We start from the raw sequence: 11599 nt of genomic DNA on the forward strand, positions 1-11599 counted from the left end.
AGGCCAGAGGATCACTTCACCTCAATAACGTTAAGTCGCAGCTCGTCCAGTTGCGCGTCGTCATCTTCCGGCTGCCAGCCTGCGGGCTGCAACGGGATCTCTTCGCGATCGAACGCCAGGTCGCCGCCGTTGACCACCTCAGAGTCGTGGTTGATACCTTTAAAGTCGAACAGATTAATGTCGCTCAGGTGCGACGGCACCACGTTCTGCATCGCGCTGAACATGGTTTCAATCCGGCCTGGGTAGCGTTTATCCCAGTCGCGCAGCATATCGGCAATCACCTGACGCTGCAGGTTCGGCTGCGAACCGCACAGGTTACAAGGAATGATCGGGAACCCTTTGGCCTGCGAGAAACGCTCAATGTCTTTTTCGCGGCAGTAAGCCAGCGGGCGGATCACGATATGTTTGCCGTCATCACTCATCAATTTAGGCGGCATGCCTTTCATTTTGCCGCCATAGAACATATTCAAAAACAGCGTTTGCAGGATATCGTCACGGTGATGTCCCAGCGCGATTTTGGTCGCGCCGAGTTCCGTCGCGGTGCGATACAGAATACCGCGACGCAAACGGGAGCAGAGAGAGCAGGTGGTTTTCCCCTCGGGGATCTTCTCTTTAACGATACCATAGGTGTTTTCTTCGACGATCTTGTACTCAACACCCAGCGTGTCCAGATACTGCGGCAGAATATGTTCCGGAAAACCGGGTTGTTTCTGGTCGAGGTTCACCGCCACCAGCGAGAAGTTGACCGGCGCGCTCTGTTGCAGATTGCGCAGGATCTCCAACATGGTGTAGCTGTCTTTACCGCCGGAAAGACAGACCATGATGCGATCGCCTTCTTCAATCATATTGAAGTCAGCAATGGCTTCGCCCACGTTACGACGCAGACGTTTCTGCAATTTATTCAGGTTGTATTGTTCTTTTTTGTTAATTTCTTGATTTTGCGACATGAAAAAGGCTCAATTCCGGTTTTTAGCGCCAGCCGGTACGGCACCGCTGACAGACATACGCTATTAGGGCAGGATTGTAGCAATGATTTGCGCCGGAGGCAGACTTTTATCACACTGTGGGAAAGAAGGCGGGGTGGAGCCCGCGTGATAGTCTGGCTGCTCCTTTTTCAGGCGAGTTTCTTTTCCGGAAATTTGCCCTTAACCACGCCATCATAAAAGCGACCTTTGGACACCACCGTTAAAAACACCGAGAAAATACGTTCCGGTACGTCGCGATACTGGTAAATGCTGTTGTCATGAAAACGAATTTCGAGGATGCGGTTCAGGCTGTCATAACCTACAGAAGCGATTCGTGACGATGTAACGGAATGATGATGCATAAACGTCGCTCCTTGCAGGTGGCATGAATGCTGATTATTAGTCAGCATTCATGCCGCTGTCATGTGAAATCCGTGCGTTAAAAAAGCCACCGGCGTTAACCGGTGGCTTTTTACACACTGGCGGTTACTCCGCCTGATTTTTCTCCGCTTTTCCGGCCAGTTGCGCCAGGAAGTCATAGCGTTTTTGCAGATCAACCGCGGCATCTTTCCACAACTGCTCCGCCACGTCCGGCTGTTGTGCGTTCAGGCGACGGAAGCGCTGTTCATTCAGCAGCGTCTCCGCCAGTGCGTCAGATGGCGGGCGGGAATCTAACGCCAGCGGAATTTTACCTTCCTCTTCACGGCGCGGATCGTAGCGGTACAGTGGCCAGAAGCCGGTGGCAGTAAGCTGGCGCATCTGATCATGGCTCAGTGCCAAATCATATCCATGCTCTTCACAAGGGCTGTACGCGATGATGAGCGACGGGCCTGGGTACGCTTCTGCTTCCTGAATGGCTTTCACCGTCTGGTTTAGCTGTGCGCCGAGCGAAATCTGCGCGACATAGACATGGCCGTACATCATCATGCTGACGCCAAGATCTTTCCGCGCTTTACGTTTCCCGTGCTCGCCAAACTTGGTTACCGCACCCAGCGGCGTGGCTTTGGAGGCCTGACCGCCGGTATTGGAGTAACACTGGGTATCCAGCACCAGAATATTGACGTTTTCGGTCAGGCTCATTACATGATCCAGACCGCCAAAACCGATGTCATAGGCCCAGCCATCGCCACCGATAAGCCAAATCGATTTCTCAACCAGCGCATCGGCATCCCTGAGCAATTGCTCTGCGCCAGCGACATTCGCCAGTATTGTGCGTAATTGCGCAACTTGCTCGCGTCTGACCTCCGGTGTGGCATCCGCATGCAGCGCCTCATTCAGCTCCGCCGGAAGGGCATCAGCGAACTGATCGACCAGTCGCATAACACGCTGGCGATGCTGATCGACACTAAGGCGGAAACCCAATCCGAACTCGGCATTGTCTTCAAACAGCGAGTTAGCCCATGCCGGGCCGCGGCCATTGGCATCGGTGGTATAAGGCGTGGAAGGCAGGTTACCGCCATAAATCGACGAACAACCGGTGGCATTGGCGATCATCATCCGGTCGCCATACAGCTGCGTCAGCAGCTTGATATACGGTGTTTCACCGCAGCCAGAACAGGCACCGGAGTATTCAAACAGCGGCGTAATCAGCTGCGAGGTACGGATATCGATGCGCTCCAGTGTGTTGCGATCGATTTCCGGCAAGTTGAGGAAGAAATCATAATTTACTTTCTCTTCTTCAACATGCTCAAGGCGCGACATCATATTGATGGCCTTGATATCCGGGTTCTGGCGATCTTTCGCCGGGCACACTTCAACGCACAGGTTACAGCCAGTGCAATCTTCCGGCGCCACCTGCAAGACGTATTTCTGCCCACGCATATCGCGGGATTTCACGTCCAATGCATGCAGGCTATCGGGTGCATTTTCCATTGCTTGCGGTGACACCACTTTGGCTCGAATGGCCGAGTGCGGACAGGCGGCGACGCAGTGGTTGCACTGGGTGCAGAGATCCTCTTTCCAGATGGGGATCTCTTCGGCGATATTGCGTTTTTCCCAGCGGGTCGTGCCCACCGGCCAGGTGCCGTCCGGCGGCAGAGCGGAGACCGGCAACGCATCGCCAAGACCGGCCAGCATGGCGGCGGTCACGGTTTTCACAAAGTCTGGCGCAGCATCAGAAACCACCGGTGGACGATGTGCGCTGGTCGGGTCGACGGCTTGCAGCGGAACGTTGAACAACGACTCGCGCGCCAGCGCTAACGCCTGCCAGTTACGCTCCACCAGTTCCTGGCCTTTACTGCTGTAGCTTTTGGCAATGGCCCCTTGCAGTTCCGCCAGCGCGCTATCACCCGGCAACACATGGGTCAGATGGAAGAACGCCATTTGCATTACGGTGTTGATACGCGCCGCCAGACCGCACTCGCGGGCAATTTTTGCCGCATTAATGACATAGAAGCGAGCATTTTTCTGATTCAGCACCGCCTGGACTTCCTGCGGCAGGCGCGCCCATACTTCGTCTGCACTGTAAGGTGTATTCAGCAGGAAGATGCCGCCTGGTTTCAGGCGTTCGGCCATCAGGTACTTATCAATAAACTGTAACTGATGACAACCGACAAAATCCGCCTGTGACACGAGGTAGGCGGAATTGATGGGTTGCTCGCTGACGCGCAAATGCGAGACCGTCAGTCCGCCAGCCTTTTTCGAGTCGTAGACAAAGTAACCCTGGGCATACCACGGCGTGGCGTTGCCAATAATTTTAATATTGTTTTTGGTGGCCGAGACGCTGCCATCGCTGCCCAGCCCGTAAAACAGGGCTTCCAGTTTGGCGCGTGAGGGAAGGGTGTTCTCCGGCAGCGGCAGCGACAGGTTTGTTACATCATCATAAATACCGACAGTGAAGCGGGCTTTGGGTTTGGCGGCGCGCAGTTCGTTGAACACGGCCAGTACGCATTCCGGGCCAAACTCTTTCGACGACAAACCATAGCGACCGCCAATCACGCGCGGCAGCGTTTCGCGCTCGCCATTATTAAAGGCTTCCGCCAGGGCGGTCATCACGTCGAGGTACAGCGGCTCCGCCTGCGCACCGGGTTCTTTGGTGCGATCGAGCACGGCAAGGGTTCGCACGCTTTCCGGCAAAACAGCGAGCAAATGCGCGGCGCTGAAGGGGCGATACAGGCGCACTTTCAGTACGCCGACTTTTTCGCCGCGCGTCAGCAGTTCATCCACCACTTCTTCGCAGGTGCCAATAGCGGAACCCATCAGTACCATTACGCGATCGGCCTGTGGATGTCCGTAATATTCAAACGGCTGATACTGCCGGCCCGTGGCAGCAGCGAAATCGTTCATCGCCTGTTCAACATGTGCATACACCGCGTTGTACCACGGGTTGGTGGCTTCCCTGGACTGGAAGTACGTGTCCGGATTTGCCGAGGTTCCGCGGATCACCGGATGTTCCGGATTCAGCGCACGTGCGCGGTGTGCATCGATTTCCTGCTGCGGCAGCAAACTGCGGATCGTGTCATCCGACAGCGGCATGATCTTATTGATTTCGTGTGAAGTACGGAAACCATCAAAGAAATGAATAAAAGGGACGCGACTTTTGAGGGTCGCCATGTGCGATATCAGCGCGAAATCCTGTGCTTCTTGTACGCTACTGGCGGCCAGCATGGCGCAGCCGGTCTGGCGGACGGCCATGACGTCCGAATGATCGCCAAAAATAGACAATGCATGTGTAGCAACAGTGCGCGCAGCGACATGCAGCACAAACGGCGTCAGTTGCCCGGCCAGCTTATACAATGTGGGGATCATCAGCAGTAAGCCCTGCGATGACGTAAACGAGGTGGAGAGCGCGCCGGTCTGCAATGCCCCGTGCACGGCGGCAATAGCACCTGCCTCAGACTGCATCTCCACCACCCGGGGCGTGTCCCCCCAGACGTTTTTCAGACCGTTACCCGCCCAGGCATCCGCCTGTTCAGCCATGGTTGAGCTGGGGGTAATGGGATAAATGGCGATAACTTCACTGGTGCGAAACGCAACGGAGGCGACCGCGCCATTACCGTCAATCGTGATCATAGACGATCCTTACATTGCTAAAATAAAAGGGACGCGTATAACAGCGACGAGTCCTGTAATTATTCTTCTATTTTAGCAAACCGCCTGCCGCGCAATTTTCGCTTTTGTGTCCTCAGACATAACGCTAATCAATGAATTGTTCTATTCACCGGCGTTGCAGTGTCAATAAATCGCAAAAAATGTACTCAGGTCGCATAAATACGCATTTCAGCTCTCGACGTATTGCGCTGCGCTGCCTATCATGCATGGGTTTCGCGTTAATAAGAGCCAATTCCATTTGGGCAAGGGGAAGAGAAATGCGTGCTGCGTTTTGGGTAGGATGTGCCGCGTTATTGTTGTCGGCGTGCAGTAGTAATGAACCTGTTCAACAAGCCACTGCCGCGCATGTTGCGCCGGGGCTTAAAGCTGCGATGTCGAGCGGTGGACAGGCGAATTGCGCAATGGTTGGCGGTGCATTATCTGCAGCACGTCAGCTCGACGGCACGATGGTTGGTATGTGCGCATTACCCAATGGCAAACGTTGTAGCGAACAGGCGCTTGCCACCGGGAGCTGCGGCAGCTACTAAGCTTTGTTCGCGCGCTTATAGACCAGAGACTGATTGGCGGTCGCCAGCGTCAGTTGATTGTTGGTGAGATCTACCTGCACACCGTTGCTGAGAAGCTCATTGATGGTGTGATCCAGTTCGTTGCGCTGCGGCTCTGCACACAACATCATGGTCATACCCATATGCTTAACGGTCAGCTCGCCGCCGGAGAGTTTCCCCTGGCCGGTAAAGCCGTTGCACATTTTGCCGGAAACACGTAAGTCCTTATCAAAACTGATTTCCGGCAGTTGCCCGGTTAACTGCACCGGTTGGCCGTTAACGGTTTCCAGCACAAATCGCTGGTTCGCCAGTTGCTCTGGTTTCAGGGTATCGCTGCGTGAACTGACGCAGCCAGAAAGCACCGCGCTCAGTGCCACTAAGGTCATGATCTTTTTCATCTCGTCCTCTAAGGGCTTTTCCATCAAAACGCGGCAGTGTATCAGGCCGCGTTGGTGTGTCATCGGGGATTTTCTTAAAGCCGCCCCCGTACTGAGGGGCGCAGCAATCAGACCAGTGCGTTCGGGCAGGTTTCGCCGTCACGTAACTGGCGCAGGTTTTCCAGCGTCGTTTCGGAAATGCTGATCAGCGCTTCGGCGGTAAGGAATGCCTGATGGCCGGTAAACAGCACGTTATGGCACGCCGACAGACGACGGAAAACGTCGTCCTGAATCACATCATTAGACTTATCTTCAAAGAACAGATCGCGCTCGTTTTCATACACGTCCATTCCCAGCGCGCCGATTTTCTGCGTTTTCAGCGCATCAATCGCCGCCTGCGAGTCAATCAAGCCGCCGCGGCTGGTGTTGATGATCATTACGCCATCTTTCATCTGCGCAAAGGCGGCGCGGTTAAGCAGATGGAAGTTTTCCGGCGTCAGCGGGCAGTGCAGGGAGATCACGTCCGCCTGGGAGAACAGGGTTTCCAGGTCGACATACTCGACGCCAAGCTCCAGCGCGGCTTCACTCGGGTACGGATCAAACGCCAGCAGCCGCATACCAAACCCTTTCAGAATGCGTAATGCGGCAACGCCGATCTTGCCCGTGCCAATCACGCCAGCGGTTTTGCCGTACATGGTAAAACCGGTCAGACCTTCAAGAGAGAAGTTAGCATCACGTGTGCGCTGATAGGCACGGTGAATACGGCGGTTCAGCGCCATCATCATGCCAATGGCATGTTCTGCAACGGCTTCCGGCGAGTAGGCGGGGACACGCACTACCCGGAGGCCCAGTTCTTTGGCTGCCTCTAAATCGACATTATTAAAACCGGCGCAGCGCAGAGCGATAAACTTCACGCCGTGTTTCTTCAACTCTTCTAACACCGGGCGGCTACCGTCATCGTTAACGAATATACAGACGCCATCGCTGCCGTTGGCCGTTTTCGCCGTCCTCTCGGTTAACAGAAAGTCGAAAAATTCAAGCTCGTAGCCATAATCTTTGTTAACATGCTGCAAATACTTTTTATCGTATTGCTTTGTGCTATATACCGCGAGTTTCATAAGACTTTCTCCAATGGTTTACTACCCTTATTATCACGTTTTAAAATTATTATGTAAACATTCAAATTTAATTGATAATGCCAGGTAGGGTTAATTTGCCTGAATTCAGTATAACGGCTGAACCGGGGTCATCCTTAACGGAGATGTCTGAGTGAACTGCGCGCGCCCCAGCAGATGAAAAATGCAATAAACACGCTGATAAGCCAGGGGATTTTCGAACCGTGGAAGTCCTGTTCACCGACATAACTGCCCAGACTGAAACAGGTAAAAACCGTGGCTCCGGCAAACCAACCACGAATCAGTGACGCTTTGGTAAACATAATCAACATCCATAAATAAATGAAACGTCGGCACTATCTGCTTGCGCTACTGAAAATGCAACAGTCAGCGTATTATTAAAGCAGACCGCTGCTTCAAAGGCCTGGCCAGACGTGCCACAATAACGGGCAGAATCGGCTTAATCATAGACAACATCAGGATATTCCCTGCCCATGAAGGGTAAATACAAAGCCGCCATCGCACTGGTTTTATTGTTCATACTGCTGCCGTTAACGCTGCTGCTGACCCTTGCGTACTGGGTGCCGACACTTGCCGGCATCTGGCTACCCTCAGGGACGCGCATCGCGATGGAAACCAGCCCGCGACTGACCCGCCATGCCCTGAAAATCCCTGATTTGCGCTATCTGGTTGGTGACTGCCAGCTTGCACAGATAAAAAATGCGGAGCTTACGCACCCCAGTCGCTGGCAACTCCACATTGCTTCGCTGGACATTGACAGCGCCTGTCTGAACGCACTGCCGGCCTCTGAATCCTCTTCCGCACCCCGCACCCTCGCGCAGTGGCAATCGATGCTGCCTTATACCTGGCTGACTGTTGATCGCGTGACGCTGAGCCCGTGGCAGACGTGGCAAGGTAAGTTACAACTCGCTCTGACGCCCGCACTCCAGACGCTGAACTACACCGGGGATCGTGTGGAGGTCAGTGCACGCTTGCGTGGCCAGGCACTGACGGTGAAACGGCTGGCCGTGCGGTTGTTTGACGATCAACCCCCGTTGACGCTCGGCGGCGAGTTTACGCTGCCTGAGATCCCGCAGGGGGTGCCGGTCAATGGCCATATACAGAGCACGTTAACGCTGCCACAGCAGCCAGGGCTGGTGGATACCGATCTGGAGTGGCGAAATAATGAAGGGCAACTGGTGGTGATGGCGCGTGACGGCGGTGATCCGCTGCTGGATCTGCCCTGGCAATTGACCCGCCAGCAACTCACCATTAGCGATGGGCGATGGAACTGGCCCTATGAAGGGTTTCCGCTCAGCGGTCGTGTAGGTTTGAAGATCGAAAACTGGCAACAGGGGCTGGAGAATGCCCTGTTCAGCGGCAGGCTGAACGTACTCACGCAAGGCGATGCGGGCAAAGGCAATGCCGTTCTGACCATCGGGCCGGGCCGGTTGAGCATGGACAACAGCGAGATGCCGTTGCAATTAACCGGGGAAGCAAAGCAGGGCGATCTGGTGTTTTATGCGGTACTGCCCGCCCGGTTGAGCGGTGCGCTTGATGACCCACAGCTGGCGTTCACCCCTGGTGCACTGCTGCGCTCGCGCGGGCGCGTTATTGACTCACTGAATATTGATGAAGTGCGCTGGCCGCTCGCGGGCGTAAAGCTGACACAGCGGGGTATTGACGGGCGTTTACAGGCCATCTTACGCGCCCACGAAAATGCGATGGGCGACTTCCGGCTGCACCTGGACGGTCAGGCGCGAGATTTCTTGCCAGATGACGGTCTTTGGCGCTGGCGCTACTGGGGGGACGGGCATTTTACGCCAATGAATGCACGCTGGGATGTCACCGGGCACGGCGAGTGGAAGGATAACGCCATTACCCTGACCGCTCTGTCGACCGGTTTTGACCAGTTGCAATATGGGGGCATGCGCATGACTACGCCAAGACTGGCGTTGGATGCGCCTGTTCGCTGGATCCGTGATGCCGAAAACCCACAATTTGATGGCGCGCTGACGCTGGATGCCGGGCAAACCACCTTTAGCGGCGGTAGCGTGTTACCGCCGTCAAGGTTGAAGTTCCGCGTTGAAGGTACCGAGCCGACGCTGTTCCAGTTCAAAGGTGATCTTCGCGCCGATACCATCGGTCCGGTGCAGGTTAATGGACGCTGGGATGGCGAACGTCTGCGCGGGCAGGCGTGGTGGCCTCGTCAGTCATTGACGGTGTTTCAACCGTTGATCCCCCCGGACTGGAAAATGAAATTGCTCGATGGCGCTTTGAATGCGCAGGTGGCGTTCTCCGCCGCTGCTGGCCAGGGATTTGCTGCGGGCGGCCATGGTGTACTGAAAAGCGGCAGTGTATGGACGCCGGATAATGAGATACGCGGTGTCGATTTCGTGCTGCCGTTTCGCTATCGCGACGCGACCTGGCAATTAGGCACACGCCGCCCGGTGTCGCTGCGTATCGGCGAAATTGTTAACCAGGTGACAGCGAAAAATTTCACTGCGGATTTGCAGGGCGCCTGGCCGTGGAGCGAAGGAAACCCGCTGATCTTAAGTGATGTCAGTGTCGATGCCCTCGGTGGCAAAATCACCATGCAGCAGTTGCGGATGCCGCAGCATGATCCAGCGCTGTTGCGCCTTAACCATATCTCCTCCAGTGAACTGATAAGCGCAGTGAATCCGAAACAGTTTGCTCTCTCCGGGCCGTTCGACGGCGCGCTGCCGTTGTGGCTTGATAATCCGCAGTGGATTATCAAAGATGGCTGGTTGCATAATCCCGGTCCGATGACGCTGCGTATTGATAAAGACACGGCCGATGCGGTGGTCAATGACAATATGGCGGCGGGTGCGGCCATTAACTGGTTGCGTTATATGGAAATTTCCCGGTCGTGGACCAGGATAAACCTCGACAACCTGGGCGTGTTAACCATGCAGGCCACCCTTGGTGGCACCAGTTTTGTCGAAGGGAAGAGCAGTACGGTAAATTTGAACTATACACATGAAGAGAACGTCTTCACCTTATGGCGTAGTTTACGTTTTGGCGACAATTTGCAGTCATGGCTTGAGCAAAATGCGGCGCTGCCTGAAGCCCGTTGCGCGAAGGGCGAAGTGTGTGAGGAAAGAAAATGAAAACCCTGATAGCCGTGCCGGGCGTTCTGCTGGCGATGCTGCTTTCTGGCTGTACGCCGCGCATAGAAGTCGCGGCACCGAAAGAGCCAATCACCATCAATATGAATGTGAAGATCGAACATGAAATCCACATCAAAGTGGATAAAGACGTTGAAACCCTGCTGAAATCACGCAGCGATCTGTTCTGAGGCCATGATGAAAAAAAGAGTCGTAATGGCATTACTGGCTATGAGCTTGCTCAGTACAACCGCACAGGCGCTGACCCTTGAGGAAGCCCGCACACAGGGGCGGGTGGGTGAAACGCTTACTGGCTATGTAGCGGCCATCAGCAAAGATAAAGAGACGCTGGCGCTGGTTGACCGGATCAACAAAGCGCGGACGGAAAGCTACCAGCAACTGGCGGATCGCAACAACATTCCGGTCGATGATGTGGCAAAAATGGCCGGGCAGAAACTGGTTGAGCGTGCCAAACCCGGTGATTATGTCCAGGGCATTAACGGTAAGTGGTTGAAGAAGTAGTCAGAGGTATCGACCCTATAATGCACCGTTATTGACGTGTACCCTGCGCTGGCGGGGAACGGTGCGCTTTGCGCAGTCGCCGCAGTTTGATGCCATACTGGAAAGCATTCGCGCGGTAGCGAAAGCGTCGATGGCGTGGGAGATGGAATGTCGGGGAGATCCCTCCCACCGGGGGGTGAGAGGGAGAAATATCAGGCGGCGACGAGGCTGTCGATCGCTGCTTTCGCATCGTTTTGCGCTTTGGTCGCCACTTCCGGACCGTAAGCAATGCCTTCGGCGAACACAAAGTTCACGTCGGTGATGCCGATAAAGCCGAGGAACAGTTTCAGGTACGGTGCGACGAGGTCAGACGGAGTATCTTTGTGGATACCGCCGCGGCTGGAAACTACCACCACGCGTTTGCCTTTCACCAGACCTTCCGGACCCTGCTCGGTGTAGCGGAACGTCACGCCAGCACGGGCGACCAGGTCAAAATAGTTTTTCAACTGCGTTGGGATGTTGAAGTTATACATCGGCGCGTTGATAACGATCACGTCATGAGCTTGCAGTTCGGCGATCAGCTCGTCGGACAGCGCCAGCGCTTCCTGCTGACGCGGCGTCAGCGGCGCATCGCTCGGGCGCAGCGCGCCAACCAGTTCGCCATCCAGCACCGGGATTGGGTTCGCGGCCAGGTCGCGAACGGTAATCTGATCGGCAGCATGTTTTTCGCGCCACTGTTCAACGAAATAATCTGCCAACTGACCTGACTGTGAGTACCCTGCCAGAATACTGGATTTCAGAACTAATACTTTGCTCATTGGGTGTTTCCTTTGTTGTATTGATGTGGGTTGCCCCGTTTCTTCGTGACACTCTATGCACAATTCGCCCGTGTGAATAGCGCAATATATCGATTCCTAT

Annotated in this window: 11 protein-coding genes; 4 read left to right on the plus strand and 7 right to left on the minus strand. The window is 54.9% G+C overall.

Annotated elements, in window-relative coordinates; all coding sequences use genetic code 11:
• Positions 1-11: 11 nt before the first annotated feature.
• From ttcA to nifJ, 3 genes are all read right to left on the minus strand, one after another.
• Entirely contained in the window at positions 12-947 is a 936-nt protein-coding gene (gene ttcA, locus GA0061071_RS10515) for a tRNA 2-thiocytidine(32) synthetase TtcA (RefSeq protein WP_061496126.1), read from the minus strand.
• A 167-nt stretch (positions 948-1114) separates the two neighbouring features.
• Entirely contained in the window at positions 1115-1327 is a 213-nt protein-coding gene (locus tag GA0061071_RS10520; protein ID WP_061496124.1) for a KTSC domain-containing protein, read from the minus strand.
• A gap of 124 nt (positions 1328-1451) precedes the next feature.
• Positions 1452-4976 (minus strand): pyruvate:ferredoxin (flavodoxin) oxidoreductase, encoded by a 3525-nt coding sequence (gene nifJ, locus GA0061071_RS10525; protein ID WP_061496122.1) that lies wholly within the window; start codon positions 4974-4976, stop codon positions 1452-1454.
• A 296-nt stretch (positions 4977-5272) separates the two neighbouring features.
• Between nifJ and GA0061071_RS10530 the strand changes: the two genes are divergently transcribed.
• On the plus strand, positions 5273-5542 hold the full coding sequence (locus GA0061071_RS10530) for a putative hemolysin (protein WP_061496120.1): 270 nt from the start codon (positions 5273-5275) through the stop codon (positions 5540-5542).
• Here the strand turns inward: GA0061071_RS10530 and hslJ are convergent.
• From hslJ to GA0061071_RS10545, 3 genes are all read right to left on the minus strand, one after another.
• Positions 5539-5958, minus strand: a complete 420-nt coding sequence (hslJ, locus tag GA0061071_RS10535; protein ID WP_061500051.1) for a heat shock protein HslJ — start codon at positions 5956-5958, stop codon at positions 5539-5541. The genes GA0061071_RS10530 and hslJ overlap by 4 nt on opposite strands.
• Before the next feature lie 107 nt (positions 5959-6065).
• Positions 6066-7055 carry a 2-hydroxyacid dehydrogenase gene (locus GA0061071_RS10540; protein WP_061496118.1) on the minus strand — a complete coding sequence of 330 codons (990 nt, stop codon included), beginning with the start codon at positions 7053-7055 and terminating at the stop codon, positions 6066-6068.
• 134 nt (positions 7056-7189) lie between these two features.
• Complete coding sequence (locus GA0061071_RS10545; protein ID WP_061496116.1) at positions 7190-7375, minus strand: hypothetical protein; 186 nt, start codon at positions 7373-7375, stop codon at positions 7190-7192.
• A 171-nt stretch (positions 7376-7546) separates the two neighbouring features.
• On the opposite strand from GA0061071_RS10545, the gene GA0061071_RS10550 reads away from it, so the two are divergent.
• From GA0061071_RS10550 to GA0061071_RS10560, 3 genes are read left to right on the plus strand one after another with little or no spacing between them, the layout of a single operon-like run.
• Positions 7547-10183, plus strand: a complete 2637-nt coding sequence (locus GA0061071_RS10550) for a YdbH family protein (RefSeq protein WP_088237619.1) — start codon at positions 7547-7549, stop codon at positions 10181-10183.
• The gene (locus GA0061071_RS10555; RefSeq protein WP_061496112.1) at positions 10180-10371 is read left to right on the plus strand and encodes a YnbE family lipoprotein; all 192 of its coding nucleotides are present in this window, start codon (positions 10180-10182) and stop codon (positions 10369-10371) included. Before GA0061071_RS10550 ends, GA0061071_RS10555 begins: the two co-directional genes overlap by 4 nt.
• A 7-nt stretch (positions 10372-10378) precedes the next feature.
• Positions 10379-10702: a YdbL family probable chaperone protein gene (locus GA0061071_RS10560; RefSeq protein WP_088237618.1), complete on the plus strand. Its 324-nt coding sequence runs from the start codon at positions 10379-10381 to the stop codon at positions 10700-10702.
• A gap of 191 nt (positions 10703-10893) precedes the next feature.
• Here GA0061071_RS10560 and azoR read toward each other — a convergent pair whose 3' ends face one another.
• Complete coding sequence (gene azoR, locus GA0061071_RS10565; RefSeq protein WP_061496101.1) at positions 10894-11499, minus strand: FMN-dependent NADH-azoreductase; 606 nt, start codon at positions 11497-11499, stop codon at positions 10894-10896.
• Between the last annotated feature and the right edge of the window lie 100 nt (positions 11500-11599).

The organism is Kosakonia oryzendophytica (assembly GCF_900094925.1).
Lineage (GTDB): Bacteria > Pseudomonadota > Gammaproteobacteria > Enterobacterales > Enterobacteriaceae > Kosakonia > Kosakonia oryzendophytica.